Below are 19,384 nucleotides of genomic sequence, written 5' to 3' on the forward strand. Positions count from 1 at the left end.
CATGCAGGGGGAGGCTTCGTGCTCCATCGCAAGGACATCGTCTTCACAAAGCCGCCCATCTTCCGGCCCGGAATCGAAGAGTACGCCACCGCGCACACCTCGCCGGTCGCCGGAGAACTGCACCAGATACAGCAGCGTACGCAACGGGAGTGCCCACAGTGGGCGGACATCGCGTCCACCTCCATCCAGGCCGTCTTCCTCGGCATGCTGGTATCCCTGGCACAGGCCCGGAACGTGCTGGAGGTCGGCACCTTCACCGGTCACGGCGCGGTCGCGATGGCGTCCGCGCTCCCCGCCGACGGCAGGGTGATCACCGTCGACAGCTTCGTCGCCGACGAGCAGGCCCGCGCGGTCGCCAAGTCGGCATTCGACGCCAGTCCGCACGGTCACAAGATCCGGCTGGTGGAAGGTGACGCGCTTGATGTTCTCGGCGAGGTGAACGGGCCCTTCGACATCATCTTCGTCGACGCCGACAAACCGAACTACCAACGGTATTTCGACCGAATCCTGCAACGGCGGTTGCTTTCCCCGCACGGATTACTCATTTTCGACAACACCTTGTGGGGCGGGGCGGTCACCGACCCGCCGCCGGCCTCCGGCGTCGAACTCGACCGCACCACCGACGCCGACGAGTGGTTGCGCGCCATGCGCGGCGACTGGGCGCGGCACCTGGCCGCGTTCAATGCCTCGATCACTGCCGATCCGCGGGTGGAGAACGTGTTGCTGACGGTGCGGGACGGCATGACGCTGATCCGACATGCCCATTGACGGACAGCCGCCGTTGGAGGCGTTGCGGTCGCTGCACGCCGCCGGCGCGCTGGCCGCCGAGTTCCGTCGCCTGCCGCCACTGCTGAACCAGTTGGCCCGCGCTCCCGACGCCGCCGCCAACCTGATCCGGGCCGGTCAGCTCCTGAGCCGCATGGACCCGGTCGACGTGCCCCGGCCGGACCGGCGCGGTCTGCTCACGGTCGCGATCACCAGCGCCACCACCGTGCGGCCGTTGCTGGCGCCGCTGACCGCCGAGTGCGCGCGACACGGTCTGCTGATCCGGCCCCACGTGACCGAACAGGACCCGCACGCGCTCGCGCTGCGCCGGGGCGGGGCCGTCGAGGCGGCCCGGCCCGATCTCACGCTCTGGCTGTTGGCCCCGCCGATGGTCACCTCGCGGCTGTCACCCGGCTGGCGGGCACCGGATCTCGCCGCCGTGCTCGCCGCCCTGCGCGACGAGATCGGCGCCGTCGTCAGCGAGGTTCTCGCCACCACCACCGGGCTGCTGGTGCTCAACACGACGCCGCTGGTCCGCGCGTTCAGCCACCAGGCGCGCGACCTGCGGACCCGGGCCGAGGTCGGCGCGTTGTGGCGCGAGTTCAACGCGGCCCTGCTCCGGCTGAGCACGCGTGACCCACGCGTCGTGGTCATCGACCTCGAACCGCTGGCGAACGCCACCGGACCCGTCAGCGACGAGCGCATGGCCGGGTACGCGGGGGTGCACCTCAGCGACGAGATGTTCGCCGCGTACGCCCGCGAGGTCGGTCACCTCGCCGCCGCGGCGGTCGGGCTGTCCCGCAAGGTGCTCGTGGTCGATCTCGACGGCACCCTGTGGGACGGCATCCTGGGCGAGGACGGTCCGACCGGGATCGCCGCCGCGGGCACGCTGCGCGGGGAGGCGTTCCGCGCCGTCCAACAGCTTCTCAAACACCTCTCCGGGCAGGGGGTGCTCCTCGCCGTGAGCAGTAAGAACGACATCGACGCGGTACGCGCGGTGCTGCGCGAGCACCCGGACATGGTGCTGCGCGAGGCGGACTTCGCGCGACTCAATGCCAACTGGCACCCGAAGGACGTCAACCTGGACGATCTCGCCGCCGGGCTGAACGTCGGCGCGGACAGTCTCGTCTTCGCCGACGACTCGCGTTACGAGGTCGGCCTGATCGCCGCCGCCCGACCGGAGATCGCCGTGGTCGAGCTCGACGACGAGCCGGCGTCCCACGTGTCGCGACTGCTCGCCGACGGCTGGTTCGACGTGCTCGACCTGACCGACCAGGACCGCACCCGCACCGCCGCCTACCACGCCGACGCCGCCCGCACCGAGCTGCGTGATCAGGCCGGCTCGACCGCGGCGTACCTGCGCAGCCTCGGCACCGTGGTGCGCCTGGCCCGGCCGCGTCCGCACGAGATCGGCCGGATCTCGCAGTTGACGTTGCGCACCAACCAGTTCAACCTCACCGGCGAGCGTGTGCAGCCGGCCGGTGTCCAACGGCGGCTGGACGATCTCGTGGTCGCCGTGGAGGTCACCGACCGCTACGGCCGTTACGGCATCGTCGGCGCCGTCTTCGCCTGCCGCGACGGCGACACGCTCGACCTCACCAACGTCGTGCTCAGCTGCCGGGTCTTCGGCCGGGACATCGCCGAGGCAGCGGTGATCAGCATGCTGCACCACGCCCGCGACACCGGATGCGACCAGGTGATCGGCCGTTACCGGCCGACCGGCCGCAACGCCGGCGCGGCGCGGTTCTACCCGGCGCTCGGCTTCGCGCCCGTCGCCGGGGGCTTCCGCCACGACCTGCGGGCGGTGCCGGAGCAGCCCGAGCACCTCGCCGTGGAGAACGACCTTGCCCCGACGGAGGCGGCGTCATGATCGATGAGGCGGAGTTCCTCCGGCTCGTCCGCGACGAGCTGAGCCTGCCGGTGGCCGACACCGGTGACCTCGACGTGGACCTCGACGCGGTCCCCGGCTGGGACTCGATCCATGTGCTGCGGCTGGTGGTGGCCATGGAGAGGCGCACCGGCCACCGGGTGCCCGTCGGCGCCCTGCTGACCCAGCGGACCCTGCGTGGCATCTACCGCCGTGCGACCGCGGCGCCGGACTGACCCGGCACCGCCGCGAGCAACCGCCGGCCCACGTCCTCGACCACCGCGCGCTCCTGCGGCGTCAGGAAGAAGTGGTCACCGGACCACGTCCGCAGCTCGAACCGGCCCCGGGTCACGTCCCGCCACGCGGCGACGTCGTCGACGGACACCTCCGGGTCGGTGTCGGCGCTGTAGCCGACGATCGGCACGTCCACCCGGTCGACGTGATCCGGATAGTACGTCTCCACCAACCGGTAGTCGGCCCGCACCATCGGCAGCAGCATCTTGCGCAACTCCGGATCGTCGAAGACGTGCGCGGTGTGACGGTCGAGCCGGCGGATGTCGTCGATCAGCGCGGCGTCCCCGCGGATGTGCAGATCGTTGCGCGACAGGCGATGGGGCGCGGGTCGCGCGGACACGAACAGCATGCGCAGCACCGGGCCGAGGTCGCGCTCCAGCCGCACCGCGACCTCGTGGGCCACCGATGCCCCCAGACTGTGGCCGAAGAACGCCAGCGGCGGCCCGACGAGTGTCGCCGTCGCCTTGCTGATCGCGTCGGCCATCGGCGCCATCGCCTCGATGAACGGCTCCCGGATGCGGTCCTCGCGGCCCGGGTAGCGCACCGCGAGCACCTCGACGCCGGGCGGCAACGCCCCCGGCCAGTTGCGGAAGAAGCTTGCCGCGCCACCGGCGTGCGGGAAGCACACCAGCCGCGCGGTGGGCGCCGGCACCCGCCGATGCCACCGGAACCAGAGCGGGTCGGCCTGCGTCATCTCGCCTCCTCACTCCCGCCGGACGTCACCACCGACCGATGCCGCCACGCGACGCCTCCCCGAAGCCTTTCACGTTAGTCTATGCGTTGACCGGCTTACCGGCCGAACCCGCCGACCGAAGGGAACACCGTGCGCTGGGCCGACGTCTATCTCGCCGGAACCGGTGCGTATCTGCCCGAGCGTCGCGAGTCCGCGCGGCGGGCCGTCGCGACGGGGCGCTACGACGCCGCCGAGAGCACCGCCAACGGCATCCGCGCCGTCCGCGTCGCCGGCCCCGCCGAGCCGCCGCCCGTGATGGCCGTCGCCGCCGTACGGCAGGCGCTCGACCGGGCGGGCCGGCGCACCGCCGATGGGCCGACCCTGGTGATCCACGCCAGCCTCGGCCACCAGGGCGTGGACTTCTGGACGCCCGCGCACTACATCCGGCGCGAGACGATCGGCGGTGACGGCCCGACCTTCGAGATCCGGCACAGCTCCAACGGTGGGATGGCCGCGATCGAGACCGCCGCCGCCTACCTGACCGCGATGCCCTCCGTCACGGCAGCCGTCGTCACCGCGGCCGACGCGTTCGCCCTGCCGTACGTCGACCGGTGGCGCAGCGAGAACCAGCAGGTGTACGGCGACGGCGCCGGGGCCCTGGTGCTCACCCGCGAGCCCGGCCTTGCCCGCCTGGTGGCGACCGCGACCGTCACCGACTCGGGCCTCGAACCGATCTACCGCGGCGCGGCCGAGTGGGCGGCGGCGCCGATGCCCGGCGGCGGCCCGGTGGACCTGCGTGGCCGCAAGCGGGAATACCTGTTGCTCAGCCCGGAACGCTACGACGAGGCGATCGAGCAGACCCAGGCCGGCCTGCGCACCGCCCTGGACAACGCGCTGGCCGACGCGGAGATCACTGTCGACGGGGTGGACCTGTTCGTCCACCCGGTCATCGGCGAGACGGTCGTGGCGTACACCTATGGCGAGCGCCTGGGCATTCCGGCCTCGGCGACCCTCTACGACTGGGGCCGGGACATCGGGCACCTGGGCGCCGCGGACCAGTTCGTCCAGCTCCATCACCTGCTCGTCAACGGCCTGGTCCGAGCCGGGCGGCACGTCGTGGCCATCGGCTCCGGCGCCGGCTTCGGCTGGACGGTCGCGGTGTGGGAGATCCTGCCTACCGCACCCCGGTGAGCGCGGGGAACTCGGCGACCAGCTCGTCCACCGACGGCAGCGCCGCCATCTGCCGGCGTACCGTGTCCGCCCGCTCGCGGTAGGCCGGCTCGCTCAGCACCCGCCGGATCTCCCGCCGCAGCCGTGCGATCGTCGCCTCGGCGGCCGGCGCGCTCGCGGCGACGCCGGCATCGACGCAGCGGGCGGCGTTGTAGAGCTGGTCTCCCATGATCGGCATCGTCACCATGGGAACCCCGGCCCCCAGCGCCTCGCGCACGCTGTTCTGCCCGGCGTGCGTGACGAACACGTCGCAGCGGGCCAGCAGCAACGGTTGCGAGATCGTGTCGACAAGCACCACGTGCGGTCGCCCCGGCGCCACGCCCGCCGGCAGCACGCCTGCCGTCGACACGATCGCGTCGACCTCCAGCCCGTCCAGTGCCGTGACCAGCATCCGGACCAGTGCGGGCCCGTAGCCGGTCACATGCGGCACCAGGGTGCCGAGGCTCGCGAACACCAGCGGGCGTCCGGAACGCCGCTGCTCCAGCCATTCCGGCAACGACTCACCGGCGGTCAGCGGATCGACGTGCCGGTAGCAACGCGTGTTCGGCAGCGACTCCTCGGCCCGGTCATGGCCGGGCGGCAGGAAGGAGGCGTGCCGATAGCGGTAACTCGCCAGCCCGTCCGGGTCCGGCGCGAGGCCGAGCGCCTCCCGGTGCGGCGCCAGCGAGGCCGCCAGCCGATCGGGCCCGTACGTCAGCGCCGTCGCGCCCCCGGTCGACACCGAGACGTGCGGCACGCCGAGCACCTCCGCCGCCAGCGCGCCGCCGAACTCGGTCGACGCCCGGACGACGAGATCCGGCGCCTTCCGCTCGGCCAGCGCCAGCAGGTCGGCGGCGGTTCGTCCGGCCGGCCCGCCCGCCATCTGCTGCGCCACGGTGCGCGCCCCGTCCTCAAGCTCCGCCAGCGGCACGACGGCCGACCGACCGTCCTCGCCGGTGAGCCGCGTCAGCCAGTCGTCCCCGACCGCAGCCGTGGCGAAGCCCTGCCGTCGAACCAGCGGCTCCGCCGCCGCCGGCACCGCGACCGTGACGTCGTGTCCCGCCCGTCGCGCCGCGTCGGCCACCGGCAGCAGCGGCCGGACATGGGACGTCATCGCGTGACTCGTGATCCAGATCTGCATAGACGACCTTCGCTGGATTGGATGAGCGTCACTGTACCGAAGCCGGTGGCTCGCTGCCACAGCCCGGCGTCCCGGCTAGAGTCACCGTGTGCGCCAGGCGGACGTGACCACCGAGCTGGCCCGGGTGGCCGCGCTGATCGGCGCCGGTGACGTCTCCCGCGACCGCCTGATCAGCGAGTGGGCCGCGTCGTCGGATCCGCTGACCCGCTGCGTCCTGGCCCACCACATCGCCGACCTCAGCCCCGACCCCGTCGACGAACTGGCCTGGGACGAGCGCGCCCTGGTCGATGCCGACACCGCCCCGCACCCGTCGGTAGCCCCGTTCTATCCCTCGTTGCACCTCAACCTCGCTGCCTCGCACCTGCGCCTGGGCGACCTCCCCGCCGCCCACCGTCACCTCGACCACGCCGACGCCACCCGGTCGGCGCTGGGCGACGACCCGTACAGCGTGATGATCCGCGCCGCCGTCGACCGGCTGCGGGCCAGGACCCGAGCTCCGTGACCCGGAGGAGCGCCGCCCGGATCGCCGGCGCCGTCCGGGAGGCGACGGCGGCCCGACAGCGGTGCCCACGGTCGGGCGGCCACGGCTGACGGGCGGCGATCAGCTCAGCGCCTCGGCGCGACGGTGTTCCCGCGCCGACGCGGGCAGTCGGGCGGCTGCGTAGCGCAGGCAGGGCGGCGCCATCACCGAGGTGACGATGGCGACCAGCACGATGACCGTGAACATGGCGGTGTCGAGGACGCCGAGGCGCAGCCCGACCGTGGCGACGATGATCTCGATGACGCCTCGGGCGTTGAGGCCGGCGCCGAGGGCGAGGCCCTCCCAGTGCCCCAGGCGGGCGGCGCGGGCCCCGACGTACGCGCCGACGAACTTGCCGACGACCGCCACGGCCAGCACCAGCAGGGCGACCCCGAGCACGGTGGGACGGGCCAGCGCGGTCAGATCGCTGCGCAGGCCGACGGTGGCGAAGAACAGCGGCGCCAGGACGCTCATCACGACCAGCCGCAACGGGGCGAGAGCATTCCGGTCCAGGCCGGCGCAGCCGTTGATCACCAGACCGCCGACGAAGGCGCCGAAGACCGGCTCCAGGTGCAGCGCGTGGGTGGCGGCGGCGAACAGCAGCAGGATCACCACGACCGACGCGGCGGTCGGACCATGCTCTCCACCCGCTCGTACCCGCCGCAGCAGCGCGCCGACGAGCGGCCGGGCGAGCCAGAGGGCGACCACGACGACGAGGGCCACGGTGCCGACCGCGAGGGCGATGTCGAGGCCGCCGAGACTGCCGGCTGCCATCGCGGCCACGACCGAGAGCAGCAGCCAGCCGACAACGTCGTCCACGATGGCCGCGCTCATGATCAGGTGGCCGATGTCGCGGTGCAGCAGTCGCATCTCCCACAGGGTCTTGGCGATGACCGGGATGGCACTGACACCCATCGCCACCGCGAGGAACAGGGCGAAGACCGGGCGGTCGGTGCCGGCCGGGAGCACGCTGGACGGGAGGAGCAGTCCCAGGCCGACGCCGAGCGCCAGGGGGACGACGAGTCCTCCGATGCTGACCCGGGCGGCCGCGCCACCGGCGCGGCGTAGCTGCCCGAGGTCCAGGTGCATGCCGGTGAGGCCGACCAGCAGAAGCACGCCGAGTTGACCGACCGCGTCGAGCAGGTGCAGTTGTTCGGGCTGCTGGGGGAACAGCCACCGGGACAGGTCGGGCACGGCCGCGCCCAGGACCGACGGACCGAGCACCACGCCCGCGGTCAGTTCACCGACCAGCGAGGGCATGCCCGCGCGTACCGCGAGGCGCCCGAGCGCGATGGCGGCGGCCAGCAGGATGCCCACCTGGAGCAGGAAGATCAGTAGCGGATGGGTGCCGAGAGGTGCGACCGGTACGGCCACCAGGAGTCCTTTCGGTGCGGGCGCGCGGACGCGGCCGGGAAACGCCGTGGCGGAGCCGACCCGCCGCGGCGTCGGTGTGGGCCGTGGCGTCAGCCGGTCGACGAAGCACCACTCCCGGATTGACTGTCGCCAACGAATCGACCTTCCCAAATTCGTTGAGATCACTCAAGACATCGGACAGCCGGATCGGGAAAGCTCGCGGGAAGGCGGCCGACGCGTTCTCGGGGCGCGCGGATCGTGCTGTCGGAACGTGCGGAGAGGTAAGCCGCCGGATGACCGCTTGTGAGTCTCCATCCCGCCACGGGCGCGGTCCTCGATCAGGGTATTGTGCCGGGCGGCACGAACTGTTGCGAGGTGCCCCACCCGGTGGTGGGGAGAATCGGGAAGCCGGTGTGACTCCGGCACGGGCCCGCCGCGGTAACCAGGGAACTGCCGCCCACGCGCACGTGTGCGCAGTCACTGGCCGAACCGGCTGGGAAGGCGGGCGGACCGGTGTTGATCTGGGAGTCCGAAGACCGGCCTCGCGTCATCGGCCCCACCGGGTGGGGCATGAGCGCAGCGGGAGCCTGCCCATGATCAGCGACATCTACGACGTGATCCACCGTCGCCGCGACGTCCGCGGCCAGTTCACCGGCGAGCCCCTCGACCCCGGTGTCCTCGACCGGGTCCTGGCCGCGGCGCACGCCGCGCCCAGTGTCGGACTGTCCCAGCCGTGGGATTTCATCCTGGTCCGTGACCGGGACCTGCGCGAAGCGTTCCACCGGCACGTCCGGGCCGAGCGTGACACGTTCGCCGCCACTCTCGACGCCGAGGCGGCCCAGCGGTTCTCCCGCATCAAGATCGACGGGATCATGGAGTCCACGCTGTCGATCGTGGTGACCTACGACCCCGACCGTGGCGGCCCCGCGGTCCTGGGCCGGCACGCCATCGCCGACGCCGGCCTGTACTCCGTGTGCCTGGCCATCCAGAACCTCTGGCTGGCCGCCGCCGCCGAGAACCTCGGCGTCGGCTGGGTGTCGTTCTACCGCGAGCGGTTCCTCCAGCGGTTGCTCGCCATTCCCGCGGGCATCCGACCCGTCGCCTGGCTCTGCCTCGGCCCCGTCACCCACCTCGAAGCGGTGCCCGATCTCGAACGGCACGGCTGGCGTCGTCGCCGCCCCCTGGGCGCGGCGATCCACCACGACCGCTGGAACCCCGGATCGGTCACCGGCTGACGTCGGTCCACCGGGTCGGGGCCGGTGGCCCGGCCGGCATCGCGCGGCAGGGTCACCGGCCCGGGTGATCGTGACGGCGTCCCATCCGGAGAAACCGATCAACGCATTTCGATGGCGCGATCGCGCCCACCCCTGGCGGGAGGGGCGTTGACCCGGGGTCGGAAGGTGTGGCAGCATTCGCGGCCTGACGGCAGTGAAGGAAGCCGGTGCGATTCCGGCGCGGTCCCGCCACTGTCACCGGGGAGCGATCCCCCCTCGCGAGTCACGGCCGTGTGCGTGCGGCTGGAAGGCCGGGGGAGAGCGTCGATCCGGAAGCCAGGATACTTCGGCCGTCGGACGTACCCCAGGGCGTGGACACCCGAGGAGGACCCGATGACGCACGGCATCTCTTTCATCGACGATCATCGTCATGACCCGCACGGTGGACGCTCCGCCGCACCCGTCGCCCGGCAGGGCGCCGGTCGTGCCGGCATGCCCCGCGCCGGCGCACCCGGGACCGTGGACCCCTTCGGTCGGGGCGCCTGCCGCCGGCGTTGACCGCTCGCCGACCCGCGTCCCGGTGAGTCGCGCCGCGGGTCGCCGCACCCGCTGACGCCGCTCCCCTCCCGCTTCGCCCCGGTCGCCTCCGTGCGACCCCGAGCGTCACTCTCCGGAGTTTCCCGTGCGCATCCTGTTGCTCTCCACCGCCGACACCGACCTGTTGGCCGCCCGCGCCAGCGACGCCGACTACCGGCTCGCCAACCCCGCACGGGTCGCCGCCGACGCGGTGCCCGCGCTCGTCGACGGCGTCGATCTCGCCGTCGTACGCCTGCTCGGCGGCCGGCAGACGTGGCCGGACGGGCTGGCCGCCGTGCTGGCCGGCGGCGTCCCCACGGTGGTGCTCGGCGGTGAGGCGCTGCCCGACGCGGAGCTGATGGCGGTCTCCACCGTGCCGTCCGGTGTGGTCACCCAGGCGCTCGCGTACCTGGTCGAGGGCGGCCCGGCGAACCTGGGCCGGCTGGCCCGGTTCCTGGCCGACCGGGTGCTGCTCACCGGCGAGGGCTTCGCCCCGCCCGTGCCCACCCCGGCCTACGGCGTGCACGGCGATCCGGAGATCGTGCCCGGCCGGCCCACCGTGGGGATCGTCTTCTACCGGGCGCACGCGCTGGCCGGCAACACCGGCTTCGTCGACGTGCTCGCCGACGCGGTACGGGCCGCCGGCGGGAACCCGCTGCCGATCTTCTGCGGCTCGCTGCGGGGGTTGACCACCGGCGCCGGTCCGCTCGGACTCTTCGGCCGGTGCGACGCGCTGCTGGTCACCGTGCTCGCCGCCGGCGGAGCGGTGGCCGCGGACGCCTCCGGCGGCGGCGACGAGGACGCCTGGGACGTCGGCGCCCTCGCGGCGCTGGACGTGCCGGTGATCCAGGCCCTCTGCCTCACCAGCACCCGCGAGCAGTGGGCGGGCAGCGACGCCGGACTGTCCCCGCTGGACGCCGCCATGCAGGTGGCCATCCCCGAGTTCGACGGCCGGATCATCACCGTGCCGTTCTCGTTCAAGCGGATCGACGCCGACGGGCTCTCGGTCTATGCCGCCGACCCCGACCGGGCCGCCCGGGTGGCCGGCATCGCGGTCCGCCACGCCCGGCTGCGGCACGTGCCCGCCGCCGACAAGCGCGTCGCGGTGGTGCTCAGCTCGTACCCGACCAAGCATTCCCGGGTCGGCAACGCGGTCGGTCTGGACACCCCGGCCTCCGCCGTCCGGCTGTTCGCGGCGATGGCCGAGGCCGGCTACCACCTGGGCGACGCCCCGCCACCCGACGACGGCGACGCCCTGATCCACGCGTTGATCGCCGCGGGCGGCCACGACGTGGAGTGGCTCACCCCGGAGCAGCAGCGCGCCGCCGAGGCCCGGATACCGGGGCGCACGTACCGGCGGTGGTTCGACGAGTTGCCCGCCCCGCTGCGCGAGCGGATGCGGGAGCACTGGGGTGAGCCGCCCGGCGAGCTGTACACCGACGGCGGGGACATCGTGCTGGCCGGCCTGCGCTTCGGCAACGTGGTGCTGCTGATCCAGCCGCCGCGCGGCTTCGGGGAGAACCCGATCGCCATCTACCACGACCCGGACCTGCCGCCCAGCCACCACTACCTGGCCGCGTACCGCTGGCTCGCCGCGCCGGTCGCCGACGGTGGGTTCGGCGCGGACGCCGTGGTGCACCTGGGCAAGCACGGCACCCTGGAGTGGCTGCCCGGCAAGGGCCTCGGCCTGGCGGCCGACTGCGCCCCCGACGCGGTGCTGGGCGACCTGCCGCTGGTCTACCCGTTCATCGTCAACGATCCCGGTGAGGGCACCCAGGCCAAACGGCGTGCCCACGCCGTCGTGGTCGACCACCTGGTGCCGCCGATGGCCCGGGCCGAGACCTACGGAGACCTGGCCAGACTGGAGCAACTGCTCGACGAGTACGCCACCGTGCAGGCCCTCGACCCGGCCAAGGCGCCGACCGTGCGAACGCAGATCTGGGACCTGGTCTGCGCCGCCGAACTGCACCACGACCTGCACGCCGAGGCGATGCCCGACGCCGACGACTTCGACGACTTCGTGCTGCACCTCGACGGCTACCTCTGTGAGGTCAAGGACGTGCAGATCCGCGACGGGCTGCACGTCCTCGCTGCCGCCCCCACCGGCGAACCGCGGGTCAACCTGGTCCTCGCGGTGCTACGCGCCCCGCAGGTCTGGGGCGGCTCCCGCGCCCTGCCCGGCCTGCGGCAGGCCCTGGCCGGCGCGTACGGCCTCGACGAGCAGGCGCTGCTCGCGTCCCCGGGCCAGCGTGTGGTCCTGCCGGCCGCGTTGACCGAGGTCGTGGACGGGCCGTCGGCCACCGCCGCCGACGCCGTCGACCTGATCGAGGCGCTGGCGCGCCGGCTGGTGGTCGGCATGGAGACCCTCGGCTGGGACGCCGACGCGGTCGAGGCGGTGGTCGCGGAGGTGACCGGCCGGGCCGTCCCGGACGCCGCCGCGGTGCTCCGCTTCGCCGCCACCGAGGTGGTGCCCCGCCTGGCGCGGACCACCGACGAGCTGGCCAACACCCTCGGCGCCCTGGACGGCCGGTTCGTGCCGCCCGGCCCGTCCGGCTCGCCCACCCGGGGGCTGGTCAACGTGCTGCCCACCGGTCGCAACTTCTACTCCGTCGATCCCAAGGCCATTCCCAGCCGCAACGCCTGGGACGTCGGCACGGCGCTGGCCGACTCGCTGCTCGCCCGGCACCTCGCCGACACCGGCGCGTACCCCCGGTCGGTCGGGTTGTCCGTCTGGGGCACCAGCGCCATGCGGACCCAGGGCGACGACATCGCCGAGGTGCTGGCCCTGCTCGGCTGCCGACCCGTGTGGGACGACCGGTCGCGGCGGGTCACCGGCGTCGAGGTGGTACCGACCGCGGAACTGGGCCGGCCCCGCGTCGACGTGACGGTCCGCATCTCCGGGTTCTTCCGTGACGCGTTCCCGCACGTGGTGGCGCTGCTCGACGACGCCGTCCGGCGGGTGGCCGCGCTGGACGAGCCGGACGCGGAGAACTTCGTCCGCGCGCACGTCGCCGCCGACCTGGCCGAGCACGGCGACGAGCGGCGGGCCACCGCCCGGATCTTCGGCTCCAAGCCGGGCGCGTACGGCGCGGGACTGCTGCCGCTGATCGACGCCCGTACCTGGCGCAGTGACGCCGACCTCGCCGAGGTGTACGCGGTCTGGGGCGGCTACGCCTACGGCCGTGGTCTCGACGGGCGGGAGGCGCGCGCCGACATGGAACGCTCGTTCGCCCGGATCGCGGTGGCCGTGAAGAACCAGGACACCCGCGAGCACGACATCGTCGACTCCGACGACTACTTCCAGTACCACGGCGGGATGGTGGCGATGGTCCGCCACCTGACCGGCGCCTCGCCGGAGGCGTACGTGGGTGACTCGGCGATGCCGCACGACGTGCGCACCCGGACGCTGGGCGAGGAGACCCGGCGGGTGTTCCGGGCCCGGGTGGTCAACCCGAAGTGGATCGCCGCCATGCGCCGGCACGGCTACAAGGGCGCGTTCGAGCTGGCCGCCACCGTGGACTACCTGTTCGGCTACGACGCCACCGCCGGGGTGGTCGACGACTGGATGTACGAGCACCTGGCCGCCGCCTACGTCTTCGACGACACCACCCGTGACTTCCTGGAGCGGTCCAACCCGTGGGCGTTGCGCGGCATCACCGAGCGGCTGCTGGAGGCCGCCGACCGGGGACTGTGGGCCGAGCCGGAGCCGGCCACCCTGGACCGGCTCCGCGACACGTACCTCGCCAGCGAGGGTGACCTGGAGGAACGCGCATGAGCACCTACCCGTTCAGCGCTGTGCTCGGCATGGCCGACATGCGGCTGGCGCTGCTGCTCAACGCCGTCTCCCCGGCGATCGGCGGGGTGCTGGTGCGGGGCGAGAAGGGCACCGCCAAGTCCACCGCCGTACGGGCCCTCGCCGCGCTGCTGCCGCCGGTGCGGCGGCTGGCCGGCTGCCGGTTCGGGTGCGACCCGGCCGCGCCCGACCCGGCCTGCCCGGACGGTCCGCACCCCGCCGGCGCCGCCGCCGAGACCGCGCCGGCCCGGCTGGTCGAGCTTCCGGTCGGCGCCGCCGAGGACCGGGTGGTCGGCTCGCTGGACCTGGAGCGCGCGCTCGGCGAGGGGGTACGCGCCTTCGAACCGGGCCTGCTGGCCGCCGCGCACCGCGGCGTGCTCTACGTCGACGAGGTGAACCTGCTGCACGACCACCTGGTCGACCTGCTGCTCGACGCCGCCGCGATGGGTCGCAACCACGTCGAGCGGGAGGGCGTCTCGGTCAGCCACGCCGCCCGGTTCCTGCTGGTCGGCACCATGAACCCGGAGGAGGGTGAGCTGCGCCCGCAGCTCCTCGACCGGTTCGGGCTCACCGTCGAGGTGGGCGCGAGCCGGGACCCGGCGGTCCGCGTCGAGGTGGTCCGTCGCCGGCTGGCCGCCGACGCCGACCCGGCCGGCTTCGCCGCCCGCTGGGCCGAGGCCGACGCGCGGACCGCCCGACAGGTGGCCGCCGCCCGGCAGCGGCTCGCCCGGGTGCGACTGCCGGACTCCTCGCTGCGCCAGATCGCCGAGGTCTGCGCCGCGTTCGACGTGGACGGGATGCGCGCCGACATCGTCACCGCCCGTACCGCGATGGCGCACGCCGCCTGGCACGGGCGGGACCGGGTGACCGTCGACGACGTCCGGGTGGCCGCCCGGCTGGCCCTGCCGCACCGGCGTCGCCGCGACCCGTTCGACACTCCCGGCCTGGACGACAAGCGCCTCGACGAGGCGTTGCAGCGTGCCCAGGACGAGCACCCCGACGACCCGGACGACGGCGGCCCCGACGGCGACGGCCCGCGGGGCGGCGGACCGGGCGGTCCCGGCGGTCCGGGCGGTCCGGGCGGTCCCGGCGGTCCCGGCGGTCCCGGCGGTCCCGGCGGTCCCGGCGGTCCGGGCGGTCCCGGTGGGGCGGCGGGGGACGGTCCCGGCTTCGGCGGGGGCGGCCCGGACGGACGCGGCGGAGCCCCGGCGGCCGGGGACGGTCGTGGTCTGGACGGGGCCGGCCCGGGGCGGCACGGTTCCGGCGGGCGCGACACCGTCGACGCCGAGCGTCGTGGACCCGACGCCGACCGAGGCGGACCCGACGGAGAGCCGTTCACCGGGGACAGGTCGCACGGTCCCGCCGGACGGCCGGCGGACGGCCGACCCGGGTGGGTCGACGGCGGCGGGCCCGGCGACGGCGACGGCGACGGCGACGACCAGCGTCGTGGTCGGCCGCGTCCGGGCGACGCCGCCGCCGGTCAGTCGGTGGCCGTACCCCGGGGTGGGCTGACGGCGCGGCTGCTCACCGCGCCCGGGGTGGGGGACGGGGTGCCCGGCCGGCGGTCCCGGGCCCGCACCGGGCGGGGCCGCACCACGGGCGCCCGGGTGCCGGCCGGTCGGGTGGCCGCGCTGCACCTGCCGGCCACGGTCCGCGCGGGCGCGCCGCACCAGGCGGCCCGGGGTCGGCTCACCGGCCCACTGCGGCTGCGCCCGGACGACGTGCGCGAGGCGGTCCGCGAGGGACGTGAGGGCAACCTGGTGCTGTTCGTGGTGGACGCCAGCGGGTCGATGGGCGCCCGCGAGCGGATGACGGCGGTCAAGGACGCCGTGCTCGCCCTGCTCACCGACGCGTACCAGCGGCGGGACAAGGTGGCGGTGATCGCCTTCCGGGGCGACCGGGCCCACACCCTGCTGCCGGCCACCTCGTCGGTGCTGACCGCCTCGGTCCGGCTGGCCGAGCTGTCCACCGGTGGGCGTACCCCGCTGGCCGAGGGCCTGCTCGCGGCGGCCGACCTGCTGCGCCGGGAACGGCTGCGCGACCCGAAGCGCCGCCCGCTGGTGCTGGTCGTCACCGACGGTCGGGCCACCGCGGGCCGGCGTCCGCTGGAGCGGGCGGCCACGGCGGCGACGGTGCTCGCCGCCACCGGCGCCCCCTGCGTGGTCGTCGACTGCGAGTCGGGCCCCGTTCGCCTACACCTGGCCCGCCGCCTGGCCACCCAGCTCGATGCCCCCCATCACCTGCTGAACGCCGTCACCCGCCCTCTCGCCCGCGATCTTGCACTTGCTGCCCCGGCATAGCGGACGAAGTGCACACATGGCGGACCGAAACCGCAAGATCGCGGGAGTGCTCGCGGGGATGACGACGAGGAGAGAACGCTGATGCCACAGGGGAAGCCGAGCACGGTGCCCGACGACGGGCTGACCACCCGGCAGCGGCGGCACCGGCCACTGCTGCTCGTCCACACCGGACAGATGAAGGGGAAGTCGACAGCCGCGTTCGGGTTGGCGCTGCGGGCCTGGACCGCCGGCCTGCCGATCGGGGTGTTCCAGTTCGTCAAGAGCGCCAAGTGGCGGGTGGGGGAGGAGAACGCCTTCCGGGCGCTCGGCGAGGTGCACGAGCGCACCGGTCAGGGTGCGCCGGTGGCCTGGCACAAGATGGGCGAGGGCTGGTCCTGGATCCAGCGCGGCGGGGCGGCCGACCACGCCGCCGACGCGCTGGAGGGCTGGCGGCAGATCCAGCGCGACCTGGCCGCCCAGCGGTACGGGCTGTACGTGCTGGACGAGTTCACCTACCCGATGAAGTGGGGCTGGGTGGACGTCGACGAGGTGGTCGCCACCCTCGCCGACCGGCCCGGTTTCCAGCACGTGGTGATCACCGGACGGGACGCCGACCCCCGGCTGGTGGAGGCGGCCGACCTGGTCGCCGAGCTGACGAAGGTCAAGCACCCGATGGACGCCGGCCAGAAGGGCCAGAAGGGTATCGAGTGGTGACCGGCCCGACGACGCCCTGGGCGCTGCCCCGGCTGGTGGTGGCCGCGTCGGCCAGCGGGCACGGCAAGACCACGGTGGCCACCGGGCTGCTCGCCGCGCTGCGCCGCCGTGGCCTGACGGTCAGCCCGCACAAGGTCGGTCCGGACTACATCGACCCCGGCTACCACGCGCTCGCCGCCGGCCGGGCCGGCCGCAACCTCGACCCCTTCCTGGTCGGCGCGGACCGGATCGCCCCGCTGCTGCGGCACGGCGCGAGCGTTCCCACGCCCGCCGACGTCGCCGTGGTCGAGGGCGTGATGGGCCTGCACGACGGCGCCGTGGGCCGGGGCGACTTCGCCTCCACCGCGCACGTCGCCCGGCTGATCGACGCGCCGGTGCTGCTGGTGCTCGACACCACCGCGCAGGGCCGGTCGGCCGCCGCGCTCACCCTCGGCATGGCCGCCTTCGACCCGACGGTGCGCATCGGCGGGGTGATCCTCAACCGGGTCGGTTCGCCCCGGCACGAGACGCTGCTGCGCGACGCGCTCGCCGAGGTGGGCGTGCCGGTGCTCGGGGCGGTCACCCGGGCCGCCGAGGTGGCCGCCCCGGCCCGGCACCTGGGGCTCGTCCCGGTCACCGAGCGGGCGCCCGAGTCGCTCGCGATCGTCGCGGCCCTCGCCGAACTGGTCGAGTCCACGGTGGACCTGGACGCCGTGCTCGACCTGGCCCGCACCGCCGCGCCGCTGCGGGCGCCCGCCTGGGACCCGGTCGCCGCCGTCGGCGGCCCGGCCGGCCGGGACCGCCCGCTGGTCGCGGTCGCCGGTGGTCCGGCCTTCACCTTCTCGTACGCGGAGACCACCGAACTGCTCACCGCGGCCGGCGCCGACGTGGTCACCGTCGACCCGCTGCGCGACCCGGCGCTGCCCGCCGGCACCCGCGCGGTGGTCGTCGGGGGCGGGTTCCCCGAGGCGTACGCGGAGGCGCTGGCCGGCAACGCCACACTCCGTGCCGAGGTGGCCGCCTTCGACGGGCCGATCGTCGCCGAGTGCGCCGGGCTGCTCTACCTCGGCCGGTCCCTGGACGGCGCGCCGATGTGCGGGCGGCTCGACCTGACCGCCCGGATGACCGGCCGGCTGACCCTCGGCTACCGGGAGGCGGTCGCCGCCGCGGACTCCCCGGTGGCCCGGGCCGGCGACGCGGTACGCGGACACGAGTTCCACCGCACCACCACCGACCCCGGCCACGGCGAGCGGCCGGCGTGGCGCTGGAACGGCGCGGCGCACGGTTTCGTGGCCGGCCGGGTGCACGCCTCCTACCTGCACACCCACTGGGCCGGCCACCCGGACGCCGCCCGGCGCCTGGTCGAGGCGTGCCGATGACCGCCGGAACCGGAGCCGCCGCGCCCGTCGACGCGGTGCTGACCGGGATCGGCGTCGGCCCCGGCGACCCGGAACTGCTCACCCTCAGGGCGGTACGGATGCTGCGCGCGGCCGATGTGGTCTTCGTACCCGTGATGGCGGACCGGCCCGCGGGCGGCGCGGACCAGGGCGGGGCCGCCGGGCGGGCCGAGCGGACCGTGCTGGCGCACGTCGGGGCGGACCGGCTGCGCCGGCTGCCGTTCGCCCTGGACGACCGGGGCGGGGTGAGCCCCCGGCGCGCGGCGGCCTGGGACGCCGCCGCCCGGGTGGTGGTCGAGGCGGTCGACGCCGGGGCGCGGGCGCTCGCCTTCGCCACCATCGGCGACCCCAACGTCTACTCCACCTTCGGCTACCTGGCGCAGAGCGTCCGCGCGCTGCGCCCGGCGGTGCGGGTCGCCACCGTGCCCGGCATCACCGCCATGCAGGAGCTGGCCGCACGCAGCGGCACCCCGCTCTGCGAGGGACGCGAGCCGCTGACCCTGCTACCGGCGACCGCCGGGCTGGCGCTCTTCGCCGACGCGCTGGCCGGCCCGGGCACCGTGGTCGCGTACAAGGGCTGGCGGCGGCACCCGGAGCTGGTCGGGGAGCTGCGCCGGCAGGGCCGCCTCGGCGACGCCGTGCTCGGGTGCGGCCTCGGGCTGCCCGACGAGCGGATCGGCGCGGTGGACGACGCCGAGCACGACCTGCCGTACCTGTCGACGCTGCTGGTCCCCGCCCGCCGGGACCGCCGAGGAGGAAAACTGTGACCAGCTCCGGCAAGGTGTGGTTCGTCGGGGCCGGCCCCGGCGCGGCGGACCTGTTGACCCTGCGGGCGGCCCGGGTGATCGCCGACGCCGACCTGGTGATCTGGGCGGCCAGCCTGGTGCACGCCGACGTGCTCGGCCACGCCCGGGCCGACGCGGAGATCGTGGACTCCTCGCAACTGCCCGTCGAGGGAGTGCTGCCGCTCTACGAGCGGGCCGCGCGGCGCGGGCTGACGGTGGCCCGGGTCCACTCCGGCGACCCGGCGCTCTGGGGCGCGGTGCAGGAGCAACTGGACCTGTGCCGGGCGCTCGGCCTGGCCGTCGAGATCGTTCCCGGCGTCTCGTCGTTCACCGCCGTCGCCGCGATCGCCGGACGCGAACTGACCGTCCCCGAGGTCGCCCAGTCAGTGATCCTCACCCGTCTCGAAGGCGGCAAGACCCCGATGCCGCCCGGCGAACGGGTCCGCGACTTCGCCCGGCACGGCACCACCATGGCGCTGTTCCTCTCCGCCGCACGGTCCGGGCAGGCGCAGGCCGAGCTGCTGGCCGGCGGCTACCCGGCGGACACCCCGGCGGTGGTCGCGTACCGGGCGACCTGGCCGGACGAGCTGGTGGTGCGCTGCACGGTGGGCACCCTGGCGGCGACGGTCAAGGAGCACCGGCTGTGGAAGCACACGCTCTTCCTGGTCGGGCCGGCGCTGGCCGCCGCCGGGACGCGTTCCCACCTCTACCACCCCGGGCACTTCCACACCTACCGGCGGGCCGAGCCGGCCGCCCGGGCCGAACTGCGCCGCCGCGCCGCCGCCCACCCCACCGATCCGTCGGACGGTTCCCGGTGAGTTACCC

At 74.5% G+C, this 19,384-nt stretch carries 15 protein-coding genes and 2 riboswitches; of the genes, 12 read left to right on the forward strand and 3 right to left on the reverse strand.

The annotated features are described in order from the left end of the window. Positions 1 to 18 precede the first annotated feature (18 nt). The 3 genes from ACIA6B_RS29320 to ACIA6B_RS29330 are packed head-to-tail and all read left to right on the forward strand — an operon-like array spanning position 19 to position 2,868. Positions 19 to 768: an O-methyltransferase gene (locus tag ACIA6B_RS29320; protein WP_396778276.1), complete on the forward strand. Its 750-nt coding sequence runs from the start codon at positions 19 to 21 to the stop codon at positions 766 to 768. Further along, positions 758 to 2,635, forward strand: a complete 1,878-nt coding sequence (locus ACIA6B_RS29325; RefSeq protein ID WP_396778277.1) for an HAD-IIIC family phosphatase — start codon at positions 758 to 760, stop codon at positions 2,633 to 2,635. The genes ACIA6B_RS29320 and ACIA6B_RS29325 overlap by 11 nt, the downstream gene beginning before the upstream one ends. Next, entirely contained in the window at positions 2,632 to 2,868 is a 237-nt protein-coding gene (locus tag ACIA6B_RS29330) for an acyl carrier protein (protein WP_281939081.1), read from the forward strand. The genes ACIA6B_RS29325 and ACIA6B_RS29330 overlap by 4 nt, the downstream gene beginning before the upstream one ends. On the opposite strand, the gene ACIA6B_RS29335 is transcribed toward ACIA6B_RS29330, so the two are convergent. After that, positions 2,838 to 3,620 (reverse strand): thioesterase II family protein, encoded by a 783-nt coding sequence (locus tag ACIA6B_RS29335; RefSeq protein ID WP_396778279.1) that lies wholly within the window; start codon positions 3,618 to 3,620, stop codon positions 2,838 to 2,840. The two genes, ACIA6B_RS29330 and ACIA6B_RS29335, sit on opposite strands and share 31 nt — an antisense overlap. Before the next feature lie 129 nt (positions 3,621 to 3,749). On the opposite strand from ACIA6B_RS29335, the gene ACIA6B_RS29340 reads away from it, so the two are divergent. After that, complete coding sequence (locus ACIA6B_RS29340) at positions 3,750 to 4,790, forward strand: ketoacyl-ACP synthase III family protein (RefSeq protein ID WP_396778281.1); 1,041 nt, start codon at positions 3,750 to 3,752, stop codon at positions 4,788 to 4,790. Here the strand turns inward: ACIA6B_RS29340 and ACIA6B_RS29345 are convergent. Next, positions 4,774 to 5,922 carry a glycosyltransferase gene (locus ACIA6B_RS29345; protein WP_396778283.1) on the reverse strand — a complete coding sequence of 383 codons (1,149 nt, stop codon included), beginning with the start codon at positions 5,920 to 5,922 and terminating at the stop codon, positions 4,774 to 4,776. The genes ACIA6B_RS29340 and ACIA6B_RS29345 overlap by 17 nt on opposite strands. A 115-nt stretch (positions 5,923 to 6,037) precedes the next feature. Between ACIA6B_RS29345 and ACIA6B_RS29350 the strand changes: the two genes are divergently transcribed. Then, on the forward strand, positions 6,038 to 6,451 hold the full coding sequence (locus ACIA6B_RS29350; RefSeq protein WP_396778285.1) for a hypothetical protein: 414 nt from the start codon (positions 6,038 to 6,040) through the stop codon (positions 6,449 to 6,451). A 99-nt stretch (positions 6,452 to 6,550) separates the two neighbouring features. On the opposite strand, the gene ACIA6B_RS29355 is transcribed toward ACIA6B_RS29350, so the two are convergent. Beyond that, positions 6,551 to 7,843 carry a cation:proton antiporter gene (locus ACIA6B_RS29355; protein WP_396778286.1) on the reverse strand — a complete coding sequence of 431 codons (1,293 nt, stop codon included), beginning with the start codon at positions 7,841 to 7,843 and terminating at the stop codon, positions 6,551 to 6,553. 335 nt (positions 7,844 to 8,178) lie between these two features. Further along, positions 8,179 to 8,382: riboswitch (cobalamin riboswitch) on the forward strand. Positions 8,383 to 8,415: 33 nt separating this feature from the next. Here ACIA6B_RS29355 and bluB point away from each other — a divergent pair. The 7 genes from bluB (at position 8,416) to cobM (ending at position 19,377) form a co-directional block, all read left to right on the forward strand. Then, positions 8,416 to 9,057, forward strand: coding sequence for a 5,6-dimethylbenzimidazole synthase (gene bluB / locus ACIA6B_RS29360; protein ID WP_396778287.1), 642 nt, complete (start codon positions 8,416 to 8,418; stop codon positions 9,055 to 9,057). A 196-nt stretch (positions 9,058 to 9,253) separates the two neighbouring features. Beyond that, positions 9,254 to 9,383, forward strand: a riboswitch (cobalamin riboswitch). Positions 9,384 to 9,718: 335 nt separating this feature from the next. Further along, positions 9,719 to 13,387, forward strand: a complete 3,669-nt coding sequence (cobN, locus tag ACIA6B_RS29365) for a cobaltochelatase subunit CobN (protein ID WP_396778289.1) — start codon at positions 9,719 to 9,721, stop codon at positions 13,385 to 13,387. Then, positions 13,384 to 15,705: a VWA domain-containing protein gene (locus tag ACIA6B_RS29370; protein ID WP_396778291.1), complete on the forward strand. Its 2,322-nt coding sequence runs from the start codon at positions 13,384 to 13,386 to the stop codon at positions 15,703 to 15,705. The genes cobN and ACIA6B_RS29370 overlap by 4 nt, the downstream gene beginning before the upstream one ends. Before the next feature lie 81 nt (positions 15,706 to 15,786). After that, positions 15,787 to 16,398, forward strand: a complete 612-nt coding sequence (gene cobO, locus ACIA6B_RS29375; protein WP_396778293.1) for a cob(I)yrinic acid a,c-diamide adenosyltransferase — start codon at positions 15,787 to 15,789, stop codon at positions 16,396 to 16,398. Beyond that, entirely contained in the window at positions 16,395 to 17,756 is a 1,362-nt protein-coding gene (locus tag ACIA6B_RS29380) for a cobyrinate a,c-diamide synthase (protein WP_396778295.1), read from the forward strand. The genes cobO and ACIA6B_RS29380 overlap by 4 nt, the downstream gene beginning before the upstream one ends. Beyond that, the gene (cobI, locus tag ACIA6B_RS29385) at positions 17,753 to 18,541 is read left to right on the forward strand and encodes a precorrin-2 C(20)-methyltransferase (RefSeq protein WP_396778297.1); all 789 of its coding nucleotides are present in this window, start codon (positions 17,753 to 17,755) and stop codon (positions 18,539 to 18,541) included. The genes ACIA6B_RS29380 and cobI overlap by 4 nt, the downstream gene beginning before the upstream one ends. After that, positions 18,538 to 19,377 (forward strand): precorrin-4 C(11)-methyltransferase, encoded by an 840-nt coding sequence (gene cobM, locus ACIA6B_RS29390; protein ID WP_396778299.1) that lies wholly within the window; start codon positions 18,538 to 18,540, stop codon positions 19,375 to 19,377. The genes cobI and cobM overlap by 4 nt, the downstream gene beginning before the upstream one ends. Positions 19,378 to 19,384 lie beyond the last annotated feature (7 nt).

The organism is Micromonospora sp. NPDC051141, assembly GCF_044455765.1.
Classification (GTDB): Bacteria; Actinomycetota; Actinomycetes; order Mycobacteriales; family Micromonosporaceae; genus Micromonospora.

Excerpts from the sequence above, each read along its gene's own strand:
- ACIA6B_RS29325 (WP_396778277.1), top strand. The coding sequence starts at position 758 with ATGCCCATTGACGGACAGCCGCCGTTGGAGGCGTTGCGGTCGCTGCAC.
- ACIA6B_RS29330 (WP_281939081.1), top strand. The coding sequence starts at position 2,632 with ATGATCGATGAGGCGGAGTTCCTCCGGCTCGTCCGCGACGAGCTGAGC.
- ACIA6B_RS29335 (WP_396778279.1), bottom strand. The coding sequence starts at position 3,620 with ATGACGCAGGCCGACCCGCTCTGGTTCCGGTGGCATCGGCGGGTGCCG.
- ACIA6B_RS29345 (WP_396778283.1), bottom strand. The coding sequence starts at position 5,922 with ATGACGTCCCATGTCCGGCCGCTGCTGCCGGTGGCCGACGCGGCGCGA.
- bluB (WP_396778287.1), top strand. The coding sequence starts at position 8,416 with ATGATCAGCGACATCTACGACGTGATCCACCGTCGCCGCGACGTCCGC.
- ACIA6B_RS29370 (WP_396778291.1), top strand. The coding sequence starts at position 13,384 with ATGAGCACCTACCCGTTCAGCGCTGTGCTCGGCATGGCCGACATGCGG.
- cobO (WP_396778293.1), top strand. The coding sequence starts at position 15,787 with ATGCCACAGGGGAAGCCGAGCACGGTGCCCGACGACGGGCTGACCACC.
- cobI (WP_396778297.1), top strand. The coding sequence starts at position 17,753 with ATGACCGCCGGAACCGGAGCCGCCGCGCCCGTCGACGCGGTGCTGACC.